The 21,849-nt window shown below is 59.6% G+C and carries 7 protein-coding genes and 1 tRNA gene; 7 read left to right on the plus strand and 1 reads right to left on the minus strand.

What is annotated here, in order from left to right; translation table 11 throughout:
* The first annotated feature begins 107 nt into the window (after nt 1-107).
* The 6 genes from BV106_RS20745 to BV106_RS20770 all read left to right on the plus strand — a co-directional run bounded on the left by BV106_RS20745 (nt 108) and on the right by BV106_RS20770 (nt 5,209).
* The gene (locus tag BV106_RS20745; RefSeq protein ID WP_038167784.1) at nt 108-1,652 is read left to right on the plus strand and encodes an MFS transporter; all 1,545 of its coding nucleotides are present in this window, start codon (nt 108-110) and stop codon (nt 1,650-1,652) included.
* Between the two features lie 139 nt (nt 1,653-1,791).
* Entirely contained in the window at nt 1,792-3,375 is a 1,584-nt protein-coding gene (locus BV106_RS20750) for an MFS transporter (RefSeq protein WP_051946121.1), read from the plus strand.
* Nucleotides 3,376-3,505: 130 nt separating this feature from the next.
* Nucleotides 3,506-4,207, plus strand: a complete 702-nt coding sequence (locus BV106_RS20755; protein WP_265595908.1) for an outer membrane lipoprotein carrier protein LolA — start codon at nt 3,506-3,508, stop codon at nt 4,205-4,207.
* Nucleotides 4,208-4,346: 139 nt separating this feature from the next.
* Nucleotides 4,347-4,781, plus strand: a complete 435-nt coding sequence (locus BV106_RS20760; RefSeq protein ID WP_038167787.1) for a 3-hydroxyacyl-ACP dehydratase FabZ family protein — start codon at nt 4,347-4,349, stop codon at nt 4,779-4,781.
* Nucleotides 4,782-4,810: 29 nt separating this feature from the next.
* Nucleotides 4,811-5,038, plus strand: coding sequence for a hypothetical protein (locus BV106_RS20765; protein WP_038167789.1), 228 nt, complete (start codon nt 4,811-4,813; stop codon nt 5,036-5,038).
* A gap of 81 nt (nt 5,039-5,119) precedes the next feature.
* Nucleotides 5,120-5,209: transfer RNA gene (locus BV106_RS20770), tRNA-Ser, on the plus strand.
* A gap of 172 nt (nt 5,210-5,381) precedes the next feature.
* Here BV106_RS20770 and BV106_RS35965 read toward each other — a convergent pair.
* A complete protein-coding gene (locus BV106_RS35965) occupies nt 5,382-5,957 on the minus strand; it encodes a ferritin-like domain-containing protein (RefSeq protein WP_081892035.1) in 576 nt (191 codons plus the stop codon).
* Between the two features lie 593 nt (nt 5,958-6,550).
* Between BV106_RS35965 and BV106_RS38740 the strand changes: the two genes are divergently transcribed.
* Nucleotides 6,551-21,832: an autotransporter-associated beta strand repeat-containing protein gene (locus BV106_RS38740; protein ID WP_038167792.1), complete on the plus strand. Its 15,282-nt coding sequence runs from the start codon at nt 6,551-6,553 to the stop codon at nt 21,830-21,832.
* Nucleotides 21,833-21,849 lie beyond the last annotated feature (17 nt).

Here is a 21,849-nt window from a genome sequence, read left to right on the forward strand (position 1 = left end):
ATGTGGAAAAAGGGATTGTCTTGGCGTGGCGGTTTTGTTGCAATGCCGCGCTTGGAACTGCGTACTGGGTTCCACTCGTTTTTTCCTCAGCCTCCGCACTCCCTCCCATGACCAACCCGTCGACTGCAACCCGGCCGGACATGCGCCTCTTTTGGGCATGTTTCGTCGCCCTCGTGGCCACTTCATTCGTGTTCGGGGTGAGGGCGAATACCATGGGGCAGCTGCAGGAGAGTTTGAGTCTGTCGGAAGCCCAGAAAGGGAATATCAATGGGGCAGGGATGTGGCCCTTCGCGCTGAGCATCATCTTCTTCAGCCTGATCATCGATCGGATCGGCTACAAGGTGGCGGCCGTTTTTGCGATCCTGTGCCACACGGTGTCCTTGCTCCTCACCGTTCGCGCCACCAGCTATGACTCCTTTTACTGGGCCACACTGCTGATTGCGGTCGCGAACGGCACGGTCGAAGGCTTCGTGAACCCAGTGGTGGCCACCTTGTTCCCCAAGGAAAAGGCGAAATGGCTCAACATCCTGCACGCAGGTTGGCCCGCGGGACTGGCCTTGGGAGCAGGAGCGACTGCGATCTTCAGCGGGCAGACCTGGCAGTTCAAGTACGGGCTCTGCTTCATCCCGCTGGTCATCTATGCCTTCCTCACTCTGCCGCGGGCGTTCCCGGTGAACGAGCGTGTGGCGGCAGGGGTGAGCTACCGGGACATGCTGAAGGAAGTGGGCGCGGTAGGCTTCTTCATTCTCAGCGGACTGACCGCAGCAGCCGTCTTCCAGATGTTGAAGCTGGAGGCCTCCGTGGGGGTCATTCTGGCCATCGCATCGGTGGTGGCAGTGCTGGTCGGTCTCTACACTCGTTCCCTCGGGAACTGGCTGTTCATCTTTGTCCTGATCACCATTGGACCGCTCGCGACCACAGAACTGGGGACTGATGGGTGGATGCCGGAACTGCTGAAGCTCTCCGGACCTGCTGGATTCACTGCCGCGCAAGCCGGACTCTTTGCCACCTGTGTCTTCATTTACACGTCGCTGGTCATGACGGCCCTGCGGTTCTATGCCGGGCCGGTGGTGCATCGGTTCTCCCCCATAGGGTTGCTGGTCGTCGGTACGGCGGTGGCCATTGTGGGGCTCCTCTTCCTCTCAAAGGCCACGGGCTACGTCATCATCGCTGCGGCCACGGTCTATGCTCTGGGGAAGGCATTCCTTTGGAGCACGACGCTGGGACTTGTCAGCGAGCAGTTCCCCAAGGGGGGCGCGCTGACCCTCAATGGGGTGTCAGCGGTGGGCGTGCTCTTCCTCGGCGTGCTGGGCAGTCCCTGGATTGGCTTCCAGCAGGATCAGGATATGCAGAAGGTCCTGGCCCAACATCACACGGCTTTGCATCAGCGCGTGGTCGGCGAGCCCAAGGACACGCTCTTTGGCAAGGCCCCCAGCTTGGATCAGGTCAAAGTGGACAGCCTGGACGAGCCTGCCAAACAGGAACTGCAGGCCGCGCAAGCCTCCAGCAAGCGGAGCATGTTCGCCGTCATTGCCATCCTCCCGGCTTTCATGCTTGTGTGCTATTTGGGCATGTTTTTGTATTTTAAGGCCAAGGGCGGCTATAAACCAATAGCCCTCGGCCACTCCGAGGAAGCCGATCCCGGTTTCTAACCCAGTTTTTCCTTGAGGCATCCCGCCTTTCTGTATAAAAACGCGGCTGCTTTGGCCGTTCTCTGGGTTCGCGCGGGCTCCCTCCCGCCAAACTCACCTCACTCACCAGACAGACATCAACCAAATACATAATACACACATGAGTAGCAACGCGGGCATAGCGCCCAATGCAAATCGCCTCCTTTGGGCAGGCTTTATGGCCATTCTGGCCGCCGGCGTCGGATTCTCCGTTCGCGGCGGGATCCTGGGCCAGTGGTCCCATCAGTTCGGATTCACCATGACGGAACTGGGTACCATCACAGGGGGCGGACTTACCGGGTTCGGCGTTGTGATTATATTGACAAGTCTTTTTGCCGACAAGATCGGCTATGGAAAGCTGATGATCGCGGCATTCCTGCTGCATTTCGTTTCAGCCGTGCTCACGCTGGCGACACCGGCCTTCTTTGCATCCGGTGGTAAAGAGGCTGCCTACTGGTGTCTCTTCTCCGCCATGTTCATCTTCGCCATCGGCAACGGTGTTTGCGAAGCTGTGGTGAACCCGCTTACCGCGACTTTGTTCCCCTCGAACAAGACCCACTACCTCAACATTCTTCATGCGGGTTGGCCTGCGGGTTTGGTGCTTGGTACCCTTGCGGCGACTCTCATGTCCGCCAAAACCGACGCTGCTGGCAACGTGATTGCTGCAGCAGTGGACTGGAAGATTCAGATGTCCCTGTTCCTCATCCCGGTTGTAATTTACGGGGTGATGCTCATTGGTCAGAAATTCCCGAAGTCCGAGGTGGAATCCGCCGGCGTGACGATCGGCGAAATGGTCAAGTCCGTCATCACTCCTCTATTCATCGTCCTCATCGTGCTGCATGCCTTGGTGGGCTATGTTGAGCTGGGTACGGATTCCTGGATCGCCAAGATCACTGGCAACATCATGGCCAGCCCCGCCAACGGGCTGAAGCTCATGATGTATACCTCCCTGTTGATGTTTGCCCTGCGCTTTGTGGCAGGTCCGATCGTTCACCGCATCTCTCCTCTGGGTCTGCTCTTCGTCAGCGGCATCCTGGGCTGCATCGGCCTCACTCTGCTTGGCAATGCCACGAGCATCGTTATGTGCGTAGTGGCTGCGACAGTTTACGCCTGCGGCAAGACCTTCCTCTGGCCGACCATGCTGGCAGTTGCTTCCGAGCGTTTCCCCAAAGGTGGCGCTGTGGCCATCGGCCTTATCGGCGGTGTGGGTATGCTCTCTGCAGGTTCGCTGGGTGGTCCTGCCATCGGTTACAAGCAGGACTACTTCGCAACGAAGCAGCTTGAGGTGAAGGCTCCTGAGACCTATGGCCGCTACTCTGTTGCTGAACCCAAGGGTTTCTTCTTCCTTCCGAAGATCAAGGGCCTTGACGGCGCCAAGGTGGGTGTTCTTGAAGACAAGGGTAAAGAGCTCGCCAATGTCGGTGCAGCTCTTGCCAAGGATGGCAAGCAGGACAAGAACCACGAAGCTCTGGCCGCCTGGTGGGAAGCTTCCAAAGCTTCTGCTGATGCTGATGCCCAGCCGGTGAAAGATGCCACGCTTGAAGGCAGCCGCATGGCCCTTAAAGTGACAGCAGCCGTTCCTGCCATCATGGCGGTGCTCTACCTGCTCCTTATCCTGTACTTCAAGGCCACAGGCGGCTACAAGGCCCTGCAGGTGACGGGTGAACAGATCGCTGGCGGCGTGCAAGGCCCCGGCGAAGGCTGAGACGGCGATCCTCGCTGAACTCGGATAAACGTTTATGGGACGAGGCTTGTGCCTCGTCCCATTTCTTTTGGAGGCAGGCCCGACGCTCGAACTGCTTGCCCCAGCAGGAATGGCCTGCATGGTATTCGGCATGAGGATTCGAGAAACGTGGTGTCTGGCAGTTGCGGCAGCCGCGCTGATTGCAGCCCCGGCTGGTTTCGCGGCCACTCCCGAAGAAGCCCGAGCTTCCTTGGAGAAGTGGCTGGTTTCGGCCTCCAAGGTGAGCTCAGTCCAAGCCAAGTTTGACCAGCTTCGTCAGCTCAAGAGTGTGCGCAAGCCACTCAAGCGGGAGGGCCAGCTCTGGATGGAAAAGCCCGGCGGGTTTCGCTGGCAAATCGGGCAGGCTCCAGATCTGTTGGTGCAAAAGGGCCCGGATGGCTCGCTGTGGGTGCTGGATGGCAAGGACAAGAAGGCCCGGGTGTGGAGCAAGGAGGCGCTCGATGCCCAGGAGAAGGATGGCAAAGGGCAGGGGTTCGCCATGATCCAGTCCATGCAGGCGATCTCCTTGAAGGAGTTCGAGGAGCAATTCAAGATTCGCGGAGGGGAGCCGGATGCAGGCAATGCAGACGTCTGGGCCTTTGAGCTGGGCTTGAAGGACAACAAGGCGGCCCTGTTCGTGATCAAGGTCACGCTCAAGGGGAACATCAAGGAAGGCTCCCTGCATGCGCTCACCATCCACATGAGGGATGGTTCGAGCATGACCACCGCCATCACGGAGTACCGATTGAATGGAGCGATTCCGGACAGTGTTTTCAAGGTGGACACGGCCGGGTACGAGGTGGAGAAGGAGTGAGGAGTGCAAGCCTCAAGCTTCAAAAATCAAACCTCAAGAGCTCAGCCTCCCCGTGATCATGTAGGCCATGGCCTCTGACGAAAAGCGCAGGGCTGTACTTTGCCATTGATCCCTTCCCATTCAGCATCATTGCTGGATCATGGATTTTGATGCAGCACTGCGAGCCTTGCCTCATGGGCCGGAATTCCGATTTGTGGACGCTCTCGTCTCACTGGAGCCCGGGAAAGCCGCGGCCGGGAGCTATCTGCTCCGGGGGGATGAGAACTTCCTCATCGGGCACTTTCCTGGCCAGCCGCTGATGCCAGCGGTGTTGATGGTGGAGGCGATCGCTCAGGTCGCGGGGGTGGCGGCCCAGTCGGATCCCGTGATCCCACCGCTGGCCGATCTCCGATTGACGGCGATCCGCTCCGTGAAGGTGTTTGGCGCGGCCTTCCCTGGCGATCAACTGCTCGTGGAGGCAGAGGTGCAGGGGCGCATGGGAAACCTGCTTTTGGCGACCGGGCGGGTAAAGCTGGGGGACAAGGTCTTGGCAGAAGGGCAGGTCACTCTGAGCGGCGAACCAGCCCCGGCTTGAATTCAGAGAGGTGCGTGGTATCTCACCCTATGGCGACATACACCTACGAAACCATCCCGCAGACCGAAGGCGAGACCCCTAAGCGCTTTGAGATCAAGCAGAGCATGCGTGACGCCGCCCTGACGCTCCATCCTGAGACAGGGGAACCTGTTCGTCGAGTTATCACGGGCGGTGCTGGACTGATGGGCGTGGGCCAGACGGCGACCGTTTCTTCCGGCGGCGGTGGCCATTGCGGTACCGGTTGCGGCTGCCATTGAAAATCAGTTCATTAGAAGTGCAAAAAAGACTTGCGGGAATGCGGAATCTACGCAAACTGCGCGTCCTCAAATGAATTCCAAGGACAGGTGCCAGAGTGGTCGAACGGGCACGATTGGAAATCGTGTGTACTAGTGATAGTACCGAGGGTTCGAATCCCTCCCTGTCCGCCATTCATCGCCAAGAGTTCTCTATGGTGATGAAAAGCAATCCAACAAGATTGCCCCAACCACGTAACGGTGAACAACCCCTTGCTTTGGCGAAGGGGCTGGTCTGTTAAAAGAGGTCCAAATTTCGGGCCACGTTCCGTTGAATACTTTTCCGCAGAGGGGCTCGTCTTGTGACCTAGCTCAATATGCCTGGCATGGTCATCTGTGGTGGCGAAGAACGGACCAGGTGACCATAGGCATCGCACAGGAGGTCAGCCCCGTTGTTTTCGGTGACGGCTTGTTTATTGCAGCGGAAACGAGCCAGCTTGATCAGCAACTGGTTTGCAGTTTTTTCCTCTGAGAGAAGTTCTTGCAGGAGGCCAGTCGCTTCCTCGTTCCTCAGATGTGAGGACCATTCGTGCAAGCAACCGTACGAGGCGATTTCGAGGTGTTCTATCTTCTGAGCGGCCCCCACGAGGGCAGCGTTGATGGCGGGTGAGTTGCCGAACGCATGGATCATGCGATGACACTCTTGAATGAGTTTGGCTGTCACTTCGCACTTGGTGGCGATGACTGGCTGGCGGAAGGCCTGGAAGACGTGAGTCAGTTTCTCGACCTGACGCACCGTTTCATGATGGTGAGCCAACATCAGGCTCTGCAGCGTAGAGGCAGTTGCCTCCTCGAGGACGAAGGGCATTGCGCGTACCTGCTGCATTTCCGAACTGAGCCTGCTACTGAGTTGGTGGAGGAACAGATCTTTGAGGGATTTCATGGTGTGTTGACGACCGGCGGTACGCCATTGCTGTTGTCGGATGAATGGGGAGACTCTGAGGGCGCGAGAAAGCGCAAAGAGCCCTGCGTTCGTCGTGATGCATTTTTTGGACTAGCGAAGCGTCTAGCCAGCATCCGTTTGCTCAGAGGTGGAATCGTCTGCTGTGCGAATCGGAGGTGGGACGAAGATGGAAGAACCAGTCAGATCATTGAGTGTCTGGCTGCTGGGTGATTGCTGTTGGCTTGGGATGGGCTCTTTGTTTTGGGTGTCTTTGTCCAGTGGTTCTATAGGTGGCAATGCTGGTGACGTGATTCCCATTCCGGGACGATATTCAGTGACGTTGTATTTGTGGTGAGAACTCATATGAGGGGTAGTTGGCGGTGATCTTTGCTGCATACTCTCGAAGCATTGGCTGAAATTGTATATGGGGTGAACGCCCCATCATTTCTGCGAGGGGTTAGGGACAAGACATGGCTCGAGAATCGCCCGCATTTGCGTGCAGGGGACTTTGGAATAGGGGTTTTCTAGTGGACGAAATTATTGTGGGTACTTAGTATTCACCAGTCGGAATATTCCCATTCCGACAAATTCCTATGAAGGTTTTCGTTGTTCTCGCTTCGTTTCTTACTGTTGCTCAACTACTTGTGCTGCCGCTGCACTCGCAGTCGGTGTTGTACTGGGATCTCAATGGTAACGTGGCTGGGTCGGGTGGAGGGAGTGGTCCCTCAGGAGTGTGGAACTCAACTGCGGCCAACTGGAACCCTCAGGCTGACGGCACGGGTGTTCCTTCCACGTGGACAGCCGGGCAGATTGCGGCCTTTGCGGCGGGTAACAATGCCAAAGGCGCGTACCAAGTGATTCTTGCGGGTACTCAGATCGCGGCCGGGGTGACGTTGGAGGAGGGCACGCTGACGCTCGCGGGCGGGTCCCTTTCCTCTGGTGCCTCATCTCTCGCCGTGCAGGTGGCGACGGGCACCCGACTCAATCTCAATTCGGTGCTGGCCGGGACGGTGACCGCGGGCTCGAACGGCATGGCGATCAGCGGTGGCGGTACCGTCAGACTCATGGCGGCCACGAACACCTTCACCGGGGACATCTCCGTCAACGCTTCGCGATTGGAGGTCCTCACCGGCACCACCGATTTGCTGTCCTTGGGAGCAGGCACCAAGGCCATCACGCTCACCAACGGTGCCGTCGTCGCTCCGGTGAACTCCGCGAACCCAGCCTCCACCAGTGGCAAGTCGTTCGTTATCGGCACGGGCGGTGGCACCTTCAACGTGGTCAACGGAGTGAGCCTGACGCTGGATGACGCGGGGCAGTTCAGTGGGACTGGCAACTTGACCATCACGGGTTCCGGCACGGGTACCGTGATCTTGGGAAACACAAGTGTGGCCCATACCTTCACGGGCAGTGTGAATGTCCAGTCCGGAACACTTCGGGTTCAGAACGCGGGGGCGGTCGGTGCGGTGGCAGGTGGCAAGACGATTACCGTGGCTGATGGAGCTTCTCTTGACATCCGGGCGGCGCTGAATGCCATTCCCATCACAGTGCAGGGGAGCGGGGTGAACAACACGGGGGCACTGACCAACTCCACGACCACGGCGGGAAGCAGTGCTTCGGCCATCACGCTGGCTGGTCATGCCAGCATGGGGGTGACCAATACGGCCGCGTTGACCATCTCTGGGGTTATTTCCGGAAGCGGCATGAATCTGACCAAGGTGGGTGCGGGAGCGGGTACGCTGGTGCTGAGCGGGCTGAATACCTACACAGGCAACACGATCGTGAATGGCGGCACGCTGGTGGCTAGTGCTGCGACGAATGCAGCCCCCATCAACAGTGCCTCCGGCCTGGTGCTGAGCGGGACGGGTACGTTCCAATATTTGGGACGATCCGGTGCCTCGGTCACCATGGTATTGAATGGCCTGGAGCTGGCGGGAGGGGCGGGCACGGTTGATGTCAACAACGCCGGCACCATCACCACCCTGGATCTGCGGGGCACCGGCGGCACCTTGGGGATCACACGAACGACGAGGGGTGGTACGGTGGACTTCAAAGCGACCACGGGCACCTTGGGGACCACCGCAGTGATTCTGACCAATCAGGCCAATGATGCCTCTGGAATCCTCGGGGCCTGGGCCACCGTGAACGGTGGGGCCAGCTTTGCCATGAATGACGGCACTGGCAAGGTGGTGGCCTACGGCACCTTCACCGACATTGCGGCCCTGGGGGCATCCATCGCCAACGGTGTGAACACCAATGTCAGGATCAATTCGGCGGGATCGGGGGCCAACATGGCCCTGGCCGCAGGCACCACCAGCATCAACACCCTGACGCAAAACAGCACTACCGCAGTCATCGTTGATACGGCGGGCAAGATTTTGCGATTTGGCGCAGCCGGTGGGTTGCTCATCACTCCTACGGCATCCACCACAGGCTCGTTGACCATTGGCACGGCGGCCAACTCTGGCACCGTCACCGCCGGAGGATCAGACAACACGGCAGGGGAATTGATTCTCTCCGCCTACTCCGGAGCAGCCCTGACCGTGAACTCCGTGATCGCCGACAACGGGACAGGAGTTGTCTCTGTGAACCGATCCGGGACTGGTGCAGGCTTGGTCACGCTGGCGGGCACGAACACTTACACGGGCTCTACCACCCTGGCGGCGGGCATCACCAATGTGACCGTACTGGCGAATGTGAACATCGCCAGCAGCATCGGTCAAGGATCATCCGCAGGCTCGGCAGCAGATCTGGTGCTGAACGGCGGTACGCTGCAGTTCACCGGGGCGGCCGCAGCCAGCACGGATCGACTCTTCAGTATTGGGCTGGGCGGCGGAGCAATAGATTCCTCCAGTGCTACTGCAGCCGCGGTGGTGAACTTTAGCGGGACCGGTGCCATCGGTTTTAATGGCCAGAGCGGTGCCCGCAGTTTCACGCTCACGGGCACGAATACGGGGGCCAACATTCTGGCTGGGGTCCTGGGTGACAACGGCGGATCAACCACTCTGACCAAGAGCGGAGCGGGCCTGTGGGTGCTGACGGGTGAGAACACCTACAGCGGGATGACCACCATCACCGCCGGTACGCTTCGTGTGGGCAATGGGGGGACAACGGGCTCCTTGGGGACGGGTGCTGTTAACTTGACGGGCACGCTGATCTTCAATCGCAGTGACAACTACACGGTGAACAATGCTATTTTCGGCACCAGTGGATCTGTGATCACCCAGGCGTCTGCCAATGTCCTGACTCTGGCTGGCGCGGGGATCAACACCGGTGGCCTTCGCTTTACCGTGGATGGTGGGACGATCGACATCACCGGGAACGATGTGATCCTCACTGGGAGCTCAGCCCTGGTCACCACCAACAGCGGTACCATCAATGGTACGGGAGGAGGACGCATCCTCCTGGGTGCGGCCAATGGCGACTATGGTGCAGCGAGCGGCAAGACACTGGTGATCAACACGGTGATCGCGGATGGCACAGCTACGACGATTGATTTTCATGGGGGCACGAACAGCACGGGGGTCACGTTCCTCACGGCCGACAACATCTTCACAGGGACGGCCAACATCCAGGGGCAGGCGGTCTCTGTGACCAAGATCGGCAATGCGGGGACGGCGGGCAACCTCGGGGTGAACTCGGTCATCAATATCGGTACCGGTGCAACCACGACTTCTCGATTGATCTACACAGGCGCGGGCGAAACGACGGACAGGACGATCAACTTGTCTGCGTCCACAGGGGTTGCCATCATCGACCAGTCAGGCACTGGTCTGCTGGAGTTCACGAGTGCGGTCACGGCGGCGGCCGGTGTCAAGTCGCTGACCTTGCAAGGTTCGACCGCTGGGGTGGGGCGCATGAGTGGGAACATTGCCAACGGAACGGATCCTGTGGGCATCATCAAGTCAGGAACGGGAACCTGGACGCTTGCGGGAAACAATGCCTACTCCGGCGCCACCGCTGTGAACGGGGGGCTGCTTTACGCTGGCTCAACCAGCGCCTTTGGCAACGGGTCCGCCATGACTGTGGCTGCGGCTGGTACGGTCAGGCTGGACGGCTTCAGCAATTCTTTGGGTTCACTTGCCGGAGCGGGCTTGATGGAGAACGCGAATGGCTCTGCGGTGACTCTTACCCTGGGCACTGACGGAACCTCCACGATATTTAGCGGCACTCTGCGGGATGGCACTGGCGGTGGAGCCTTGTCGCTGGTCAAGACTGGTGCGGGAGCGCAAACCCTGGGAGGTGCAGAGATTTCCTATACCGGAAGCACGGTGATCGGCGCTGGCACAGTGCATCTCACGGGATCGCAGGGTGCGGTGCTTGCCACTAGCAGCATCACGGTGGCAGGAGGAGGGACTTTGAATCTGAACAATCAGACGGCTCAGCTTTATTCCTTTTCATCGGGAACGCTGAGTTTTGGCACCGGGACGGGTACGGCGACGCTGGGGTTGGAACTGGGCGCGAACACGGCTGCTTCTGACCGCTATGTTAGCAGCGGGTCGATCGTCACCGCCAACAACATCGCCTTCAACATCTTTGCTCTCAGCGGTTTTGGGCAGTCCTTGAGCTATGACCTGCTCACTGCTGGGAGTGGACTGAGCGGAGCGACCTACTCTTTGTCATCCGTGGCAGGTGGTTACACCTACAACCTCGTCACCAGTGACACCAAGGTAACGTTGCAGCTCGCTGCCATGGCGGCGGGAGATCTCTATTGGCGGGGAGCCCTGAACAATAGCTGGTCCGCCTACAATGCCGGGGTCACCAACTGGACCACCGACGCAGCGGGCACGCTCAATGCCGGAGGTAATCCTGGCGCTTCAAACTCGGTGATCTTCAGTGCCAGCCCAGTCGCCGGACCTGCCGTCACTACCACCTTGGATGGCAACTACGTCATTCGTGATCTCACCTTCACCGCAGTGCCCAATGGCGTCACTTCTGTCGCCATTGCTCCTGGAATCAACTCCACCAACTCGCTGACGCTGGCTCCTATCACTGATACGACTGGGATTCTCGTACAGGACAATGCTGGCAGTGTGACCATCTCAGCACCCCTCGTTCTCGGGGCCGCTCAGACCTGGAACGTAGTGGGTACGGGCGCGAACGGTTCCTCGTTGACCGTGTCTGGAGGAATCTCTGGTTCGGGGAATCTCACGAAGTCGGGGACTGGCACCTTGTCCATCAACGGCGTTTCCACGAACTCGGGAACGACCACGATCTCCGGAGGAACGGTGGTGGGTGGGGTAGCATCGGCCTTCAGTGGTAGTTCGGCGTATACAGTGAACAGTCCTGCCATCGTGCGGCTCAATGGTTTTGCCAATGCCATGGGATCGCTGGCGGGATCCGGCATTGTCGAAAACAACCATGCCAGCACGGCCGCGACCCTCACGGTAGGAGCGAACAATCTCAGCACGCTGTTCAGTGGGATCCTGCGGAACAACAGCGGAGCGGGTACCGGCACGCTCTCCCTGGTGAAGACGGGCACAGGCACCATGACCCTGACTGGGGCCAATACTTTCACGGGCACCGCGACGGTCAGTGCAGGGACACTGACGGTGGGGAATGGCACGAGTGGGAGCATCACCACGACCTCAAACGTCATTGTGGGGAATACGGCCGGCAATGCCGTGCTGAACGTGACAACAGGCGGTTCGATCTCCAGCGCGCTTCTAGTGGTGGGCAACGCCAATGGGGCGTCAGGAGCGGTCAATATCAGTGGCGGTTCTTACACTGCGACGACGGCTGAGACCCAGGACACGATCCCGGCTTTCGGCGCGGCCAATGGAGGCTACGGCAGTCTTGTCATGTCGGGTGGCACGTTGAACCTAGCCAGGTTCCAGTTCGGCGGGGTTCAGGGAGCCAATACCACTGGTGGCATTGGGGTGGGCCTGATCACGGGCGGTACAGTGAACAACACTGGATTCCTGCTGCTGGCCCGTCATGGCGCGTCCATCGGGGTGCTCACGGTGGCCGGGGGTACGCTCAATCACAATGCTGCCGGGCAGAACATTGCCCTGGGCTGGCAGGGTACGGGGCGCGCTGAGCTGAATCTCACGGGCGGCATGCTGGACAACACGGGACGCAGTGTGCAGTTTGGCGGGGGCACCTGGACGGGCACCGCCATCGTCAATCTCAACGCTGGCACTCTCGTGACCAACTCATTCACCCGCACTTCGGGGACGAGCTACATCAACTTTAGCGGCGGCACTCTGCGTGCGGGAGCGGCGAGCACCACCTTTATTCCCACTACGGTAAACCGGGTTACGGTGAACGGGGCCTTTGGGGCCTTTGCAGGTGGGGCTGTGATTGATACCAACACCTTCGATCTCACCATTGGTGCGAACATGCTTGCAGCCACGGGCGACGGTGTGTCCACCATCCAGGTGATTGACGGCGGTTCAGGCTACATCGGGGCTCCAGCGGTCACCATCAGTGGCCTTGGCGTCGGTGCGACCGCGATTGCCAACATGGTGGATGACGGCACGGGCATTGGCACCCTGAAGGTGGCTAGCATCACCATCACCAATCCCGGTGTGGACTACACAGGAACTCCTACAGTGACGCTCGCCGGAGGCGGCGCGGCTACGGCTGCCACGATCGGTACGGTCAGCCTGGCCGCCAACACTTCTGGTGGACTCACCAAGTCAGGGGCCGGGGTGCTGACGTTGAGCGGTACCAACACCTTCGCGGGAGCCGTCAGCGTCACCGGCGGAGCTTTGGCATTCTCGGCGAGTGAGAATCTGGGTGATGCTTCGGCCGCTACGAACACGCTTGGCCTCAGCAACGGTGCGGTGTTGCGATACACAGGGGCGGGTGCTCTCGATTTGGGGGCAAATCGTTCCTTGGCCCTGGGAACGGGTGGGGGGAGCGTGGACGCCAATACTGCCACCGGGGTGCTCACGTCTGGCGGTGGGATCTCAGGCACTGGTGCGACTTTCACGAAGACCGGTACTGGGGCTCTCATTGTCAATGGAGCGGCGACCCACACCGGGGCGACCAATGCGTCCGCTGGCATCCTGACTATTACTGGGAGCCTGAATGGGACGAATGCTCTCAACGTCAGCACTGGGGCCACGATGAATCTTACGGGGTCGCTGCTGGCTCCAGCCTCCATTCAGACCATTGCCGTTGCGGGTGGCGGTTACTTGAATCTCGCGAACGGTACGGGGGTGCCGCTCTCGAATGTTGGCACCTTGAACCTCGGGGCGGGCACGGGGACGGCGAGACTGGGGCTGGAGCTGGGCACCACCTCGGATTTGATCACTTCTTCAGGTCTGGCCGTCACGGCCAATTCGGTCCGATTCGAATTGAGCAAGCTGGCAGGCTTTGGGGTGGGCAGCTACAACCTACTCACTGCGACGGGTGGTTTGGGCAGTGCCAGCTACACGGCCCATCTCACGGGGTACGCGTACAGTCTCACCTCATCTGCCACTTCGGTGCAGTTGAATGTGTTGTCTGCCTTGATTGGGGACGTGTATTGGCGTGGTGATCTGGGGAACAGCTGGGCCAGCTACGCCCTTGGCTCTACCAACTGGGCCTCCAATGCGGCGGGGACGGTCGATGCTGCGGCGTTGCCGGGGATTGCCAATGGCGTGATTTTCAGTTCCAGCGCTACGACGGGGCCGACTATTTCCACCACGTTGGATGGGGATTTTGCCATTGGCAGCCTCAGATTCACCAATGCGCCAGCCGGTGTCACGAGCGTGACCATCGCTCAGGGTACTTCTGGCACGCTGACGCTGGCTCCTGCGGTTTCAACCAGCGGCCTCACGGTCGATGACAACGCTGGCAACATCACCATCTCCGCTCCTGTTGCTCTGGGGGCAGATCAGACCTGGACCATGAGCGCCACCGGCGCAACTCTCACTATCAGTGGCCCCATCACGGGGACTGGCATGCTGACCAAGGCGGGTGCGGGTACCGTGACCTTGTCCGGCAACAGCACCTATTCAGGAGCCACGGTGGTCTCCACCGGAGTGCTGCAGGCGGGTTCTGCGACGGGATTCAGTGCCAATTCTGCCTACACGGTCAATGGTACAGCAATCCTCCGGCTCAACGGCAACAATGCCAACGTGGGCTCCCTTTCAGGCACTGGTTTTGTTGAGAACAACCATTCGGCCAATGCCTCCATTCTCACGGTGGGAGCTTTGAATAGCAGCACCGCCTTTGGTGGGGTGATCCGGAACGGTGCAGCGGGCACCATGGGACTGACCAAGGTGGGAATCGGGACATTGAGTCTCGGCGGGGTCAATACTTACACAGGGGCCACGTTGATTACCGGGGGGACACTGCAACTCGCCACGGGTGGAAACTTGACCGGAAACAGCGCGTTGACGATCACCGCTGCTGCGGGAGTAACGGCCTCATTCGATGTGAATGGCGGCACTCCAACGCTCGCCTCCATTACCTTGGGCGGCGCTTCGGCGACCTCTACCGCGAATGTCCTCGATACGGCGGGCACTGGGGTGATCAATCTGGGGGGCAATATCACCTATAACGGCACCAACAATCCCTTGGGCTCGACCTTCAATGCGGGATTGCTGTACACCAATCCGGGAGGAAGCAGAACCATCACGGCGAACACCTCGACCAGTGCATTGGTGGAACTGACCTTCAACGGGGCCATCAATGGAACAGGATTCGTGACTGACAACAGGGTGATCTTCTCCGGAACGGGAGACATCACCCTCAACAACACCGTGACGGTTGCCGGTTCAGGTTCTGATCTGCAGAAGAACAGCACCGGGATACTGAACATCAACGCTGCCACCACCGTGACCGATGACTGGGTGATCGACGCGGGCATCGTGAATGCCAACGTGAGCAATGCGCTCAATGCCACCGACGATATCGTCATCGATGGTACGAGCGTCCAGGACTCTGCCGTGGTGAACGTTGGGGGAACGGCGGGAACTTCAGGAGTGCATCAGGGGGACGACATCTTCATTCGCAACGGCGGCCGGGTGAATGTGCTGGTAAACAACGGCATCAGCCTGGGCACGGACATGATCCTCGTCGGCGATTCCTCGTCGGCCTCCGCGGCGGCGGCCGGGCGGCTGGATCTCGCAGCGGACATTTCGATTGGCGCCAATGGCCTGCAGGTGGGCAACGGTACCAACATTGGCAATGTCACCGGTACGGGCACCATCACCACGGCCGGGACCTTCTCCCTGCGGAATGGCACGGTGGAGAGTGGCATCACTCTGGCAGGCGCAGGTGCCATCACGAAGGTGAGCAACGCCACGTTTGTCTTCTCCGGATCTCGCACTGCGACAGGAGCGACCAACATCCAAGAGGGCACCTTGGTCCTTGACTACACGACCAACAACGCCAGCAAGATCGGCGGGGTGCTTACCCTCGGCTCGCTCATCCCAGCCGCGGCCAATCCGGTGCTGACCATCAACGGCAATGCCTCGGCCGCGACCAATCAGGTGGTGGCCAGCACCACCCTGATTCTGGGCACTAGCAGAGTGAATGTGAATGCCGGCACCGGACAGCAGGCATCGCTCAGTCTCGGCGCCGTCACAAGGACAGTGGGCGGTTCCACCCTGGTCTTCACCTACAACAATGGCAGTGCCAACGTGAAGACGGACCATCTGAGCTCGTTGTTGCCCTATGCCACACTGACGACAGGCGGCATCACGCGTTTGGCCGCCACTGACGGCTCAGGTAACGTGGTGCACGCCACGGGGGCAAACAAGAATGACGTCACCGCTTGGTGGGGAACGGACAATGTCACCAATACAGGAGCGTTCTCAGGAACTATCGGCACACAGTCATCGGCGGCGTCCACCTTGAGTTTTGTGGCTGCAGGCTCGGCGTCTTCCGTGAACGTGGGAGCGGAGAGCCGCTTCACTCTGCGCAATGGCGCTGTCTACGTGGATGCTGGGGTAGGGGCCAATGCGACTTCCATCGTGGGAGGTCAGCTGGCAGGGGCGACCTCTGGCGTCACCGGGGAAATCATCGTTCATCAGTACAACACGTTGTCCGCGTTTGAGATCGGCTCACGACTCTTCGGGACCACCACCCTTACCAAGAGTGGCGCGGGAGCGTTGGTGCTTTCAGGAGACAACTATTTCGCGACCAGCCTCAACAACGGCGCGGCCAGCTTTGTGGCCCTGAATGAAGGCACTTTGGTCCTCCGCGGTGGCAACGCGATCGGGGATGCGACCAGTGTGCATATGAAGACGGGGACCACCCTGGAACTGGCGGCGGGGGCGTCCGAAACGATCGGTAGGTTGGGCATCGATACCACCAACATTTCCAGCGGAACCATCTCACTCGGCGCAGGCAGCGCCCTCACGATCAACCAGACTGGCAGTGCCACCTACAGCGGTGTCTTTACCGGGAGCGGCACCATCACCAAGGTGGGCAATGGCAACCTCCAGTTGACGGGGAACACTGCAGCAGCGTTTACGGGGGCGCTAAATGTGAATGGAGGCATGCTCTACATCTCAGGCTCGGCTGGTCATCTGAGTGGAAGCGTTGAGATCAACCTCAATGCTGGAAGCTCGTTCTTGATCGACAACGACGACGATTCCTCCAACACCACGCGCATCTCGGACGCCGCGGTGATCACGCTCAATTCGGTCAATGCTCCCTGGGCGGGTGAAACCCGGGCCAGAGGGCTGTCTGTACGCACGGACAACAACAGCAACATGACGGAAACCGTAGGATCGCTGGTCCTGGCCAGTGGTGCCAACTACGCCGGTCTGGAAGCTGCGGGTGGCACCAGTTCTGTCGCGGGCATCATTGCGGCCAATGGCATCACGCGAAATGTCGGTACGACGTTCAACATCCGGGGTGCAGCTCTCGGAGCCACAACGGGGCAGCGCTCCGTGCTCAAGATTGCGGATGCCAATGATGCGGCATTCATGACCTCGAATCTCGTCGGTGGTGGCGCTGCGACCGGTGCTTCAAACAAGAACGTCAGCATCGTGCCGTGGGCGATCGGAGAGACGATCTTGGATGATCTCTCTGACAGCAACATGGGAAACAGCTTTGTGACCTATGTGGACAACAGAGGCTTTGTGGTGCTGGATCTCACGACAGAGTTCCGCACCTTCGCTGCGGGTGGTACCGCTCAGGACAACATCCGGGAGTCTCTGTCTGCGAATCTGACCGGACTCGGCGCGCAGACGATCAACTCTCTGATCCTGCATGATGCCACCGTCGCTGCGGGAAGTCTGACCGTGTCGGGTTCCGGCTTGCTGACCAACACCAGCGGTGCCTTCCTCTTCACGCTCAACACAGCCGCCACTGCCTCCAGTGCTCATGGGATCCTGCTCAATGGTTTCAGCGGCATTCAGGTAGGAAGCACCAATGAGTATATCATCCAGGTGGTGAATCCGGTCTCCACGGCTACCACTCCTGCATTGACGGTGGAGATCGCGTCGAATCTCACCAGCACTGGGGCCTCCCTCACCAAATCGGGGCGCGGCACCCTGATCCTTTCCGGATCCAACAGCTACGGCGGTGGCACTTACTTGAACGAAGGCATTTTGCAGGTGGCTGGTCTGGCAAACCTCGGCTCTGGCGGTCTGAGGTTCAATGGAGGCACGCTCCGTCTGGGCGCTGGTTTTTCGGATGACCTCAGTTCCCGCGCGATGACGATCTCGAATGCAGGTGGGATCCTGGATACGAATGGCATCAGCTACGTGTGGCAGAACGGGCTGGATATGACCGGGCCTGGAAACTTCATCAAGTCCGGGTCGGGACTGTTGACGATTCAGGGAGCATCGAGCTTTACGGGTACGTTTGTGGTAGGACACACATCGAACATCACAGGCGCGACTGCTGGGGTTTCGCAGGGCGTGCTGTTTAACGGAGTGACCAATCAGGCTGTCACTGGGAATCTGCAGATTGGTTCAGTCGGTACTCCGGCAAGTGGCATTGCGGGTGCGGCATTAGGGGCGGACGAGCAGATCGCGGACACGGCGACCATTGTCTTCAATGGTGTCGCTGCCAGCAGCCGGTGGGCTTACTTCAAACTGTTGGGACATACTGAAACGGTGGCGGGTATCTCTGACGTGACGGGGGCAGGCGTCATTGAAAACCGCGAGGGTGACACCGTCACTTCAGCCGGTGCGTTGATCCTGAACAGTGATCGTGACTTTACCTACAATGGCTACCTGCGGGACAACAGTTCCGGCAGCGCAGATGCCAACCCGCTCAGTCTGACCAAACTCGGGTCGGGCATGCAGATCCTGTCTGGCACGCAGATCCGGTACACGGGGGGAACCACGGTGAATGGCGGGACACTGTACCTTCTTAACACCAACAACTTCGCCAGCAGCATCGTCAACAATGCCCTGGTGGTGTTTGACTATACCAATGCCTCTGCCCTTACGCTCACCAAAGACCTGTCCGGCAGTGGCAAGTATGTGAAGCGGGGAACGGGAACTCTGGCCTTGAATGGGAACAACACGTTCTCCGGAGCGCTGGTGATTGAAGAGGGGGGAGTCAGCTTTAGCAACAGTCTTGGCAACAACGCCGTGGGGAATACCATCTCCATCCTGGAGAACGCCACGCTCACCAGCACCGGCCTCGCGGCGGTCCTGGGAAATAATCAACACGTCACCCTGGGAGGTGAGGTTGCCAACATCGAGGTGACGGGGGCTGCCAACACGCTGACGGTGGCTGGCTCTCTCTCTGGCGGGGCGTTGACCCGGTTTGAAAAGGAAGGCGCAGGAACGCTGATCCTGACGGGGGCGTCCACCTTTGCGGGTACCACGCAGGTGAACGCAGGACGTTTGGAAGTGCGCCACGCAGCAGGCCTGGCGGCCAGCTCTGGCATCACGGTGGCCAATGGGGCCGGACTGGTGCTCAATGTGGCATCCACTGGCAGCGGAGCCAGCCATAGCCTTATGGGAACGGGCAACCTGCTGACGCTGGGTAGCACAGGAGGATCTACCGTGCTTGGTTTCGGGATCAACGGGGTCGCGAATGACAAGCTGGTTCTCGGTGCAGGTCAGTTCATCAATGTCGCTGCCACCACGGTGTTCACGGACCTGTACGTTTCCGGAACTCCGTTGTCTTCCAGCTATGTCTTGATCCAGAGTGCGAACGCTACGAACTACGGTGCCTTCACTCTGGGGTCCATATTTAATGGAGGGGCTTATATCTACACCCTGGACAATACCCAAGGTAACAACCTGGTGCTCAATGTCACTGCTGCCTCCCAGCCGAGTCCGCCGCAAGCCTACTGGAAGGGAGACTTGACGGGGACGGGAACCGGAGTTTGGAATGCAGCCCAACTCAATGGCAATACCAACTGGGCGACGGCAGCCGATGGTGCCACCGACACGCAAGTGGGGCCCGATGCAGGGACGGATGTGTTCTTCAGTGCCACTGGTGCTCAGAACTTCACCACGACGCTGGGAGCAGATCTCGCTGTGAAAAGCGTGACGTTCCTTGCCGGTTCAGGTACTGGCGGCAGCAATACGGTGGTTACAGGAGGCAACACACTGACCTTGGGTGCAGGAGGCTTCAGCCTTTTCACTGGTTCGGGCAGCATCAGCTTCAGCCCGAATGTGATTTTGCAGGGCAGTCAGACCTGGACTGTGGCCGATGCGGCAGCCGTCCTGACGGTGTCTGGCTCCGTTTCAGGTGCGGCGGATCTGATCAAGGCAGGCTCCGGCGTCGTGGTGCTGTCAGGTGCCAACACTTACACGGGGAAAACGATTGTGAACGGAGGCGCTGTCCAGATCACGGCGGAAACCGGGCTGGGTGGCAATCCTACGGGCGGATTCCAGGCAGACCAACTCACTCTCAATGGGGGCGCATTGGTCGTCACAGCGAGCATGCTCCTGGATGACGTCAATCGAGGGATCACACTCGGTGCTTTGGGCGGGACATTTACCGTGAATACGGGTGCGACGTTGACGGTGGCCAACGCGATTGGCGGCGCTGGCGCCTTCATCAAGAGTGGAGATGGGACGATGGTGGCCAATGGGGCGAACAACTTTAGCAGTTCGGTTCAGGTGAACGCTGGTACACTCACCTTTGGGAATCAGGTTTCATTGACCACGGCAACCGTCACCGCCGGGACCATGAATCTGGGTGGGGCGACCAACAGCTTCTCTGGTACGCTGCAGGTGGGAACCTTGGGAACGGGCAGCCTGAACTACGCGGTCGCGGGAGGAAGTCTGACGGTGGGCAGTGGCTCCGGAAGCAACCTCGACATCGGGGTGATCAATGATGCCTCAACGACTGCCCGAAAGGGGACGGTGGATCTGAGAGGGACGGCCAATTTCACTGCCAACGTAGGCATGGTGCGCCTCGGCGTGTACGTCAGCGGTGGCAACGTGGCATTGGAAGGGGACCTCTTCCTGGCGACCAACAATACCATCACGGCTTCCACGAGCTTTGTGGTGGCAAGCAGCAGTACGCCGGGGGTGTCTGGGGTGAACACCGTGGCGTTTGGCAGTGGCACCAACGTGGTGAATACGCCGTTGCTGACGATTGGTGGCTTTAAAGGCAGTGGGGAGGCGACTCTGGCCAGCGGCGGTACGTTGACGGTACAAGGCCTCAGCGGAGGCTCCACCACGCTCAACATTGGGCGGAACCCAGGCAATACGGGAACCCTGACCACAAGTACATTCGACATGACGGCGGGCACGTTCATCGCGAATCTCGGAGCGGTGGTCATTGGGGAAAAGACCGGAGGCGGCGTAGGTACGGCGACGGCGACCATGAGTCTCGGGACTTCCAGCGCCAACAGCGTAACGGCTGCATCGTTGGTACTGGGCAACTACTCCTCAGGTACCGGCAGCACTACGGCGTCCTTTGCCACGGCGAATCTGAACATGGGGGGCGGCACCTTTGATGTGACGGGGGATGTCACGATGGCTGCACACAACAACGGAACGGGGCTCGCCACTGCAAACCTCAATCTGACAGGCGGCACTTTCACCATCGGCGGGAATGTCACCAAAGGGGCCAGTGCTTCTGCCACGGCGACGATCACGCTAAATGGCGGGACCCTGGATATGACGGGAGGCACGATTGGATCGGCAGCGGCGAATGCTCTGGTAAACTTCGTGGCCCAACAAGGGCGCATACGGAACCTGCAGGAGCTGAATGGTGGAGGGGCATTTACGAAGACGACAGCTGGGACGCTGATCGCATCCGGAGTGAACGGGTACACTGGAGCCACCACCGTGCAGGCGGGTGTGTTCCAGGTGGGGGAAGGACAGGCGGGTTCCATCAGCAGTGCCACCACCGTCCAAGCAACCGGAACCCTGGCGGGCACGGGCGTGATCAACAATCAGGTCGTGATTCAAAATGATGCTTTCCTGAAACCGGGGGATCTCGCCGGGGCAGGAAAAGGGCGCCTTTCCATGGGAAGCCTCACCGTGGCCACGGGCGGACAGATCCAGCTGCAATTGACCTCCGCCACCATCCCCCTGGACTCAGCACTCTACGGAGCCATCACAGGTGGAAGCTGGGTGGATGCCCAGACGTACTACTCGGCGAACAGTCCTGCCTGGAACGTGCCTGCCAGCACCCTGACCAATCATGATGCGGTGGCCATGACGGGAACGCTCACACTGGGGACTCGGGAGTCGGTCACCTATGGGAGCGGGACGATTCTTCTGATCAACGATGGTTATGCGGCCCGCACGGGCGATGTGTTCAATCTCGTGGACTGGGTGGGGCTCATTCAGGGAGGTTTCACCGTGACCAGCGGGCAGTTTGCAGGTCTCACTTCTGCAGGAGATCTGGATCTGCCAGATCTGGCGGTGGGTTACTACTGGGATACGAGCGCATTCATGTCTCAAGGGGTTCTGGTGGTGGTGCCGGAGCCCTCTCGCGGAGTGATGCTGCTGCTTGCGGCGACGCTTCTGACCTTGCGGCGTCGTCGCCGCCTGGTCTGACGGGTTTGTGTTTGCCC

This window comes from Verrucomicrobium sp. BvORR106 (assembly GCF_000739655.1).
Classification (GTDB): domain Bacteria; phylum Verrucomicrobiota; class Verrucomicrobiia; order Verrucomicrobiales; family Verrucomicrobiaceae; genus Verrucomicrobium.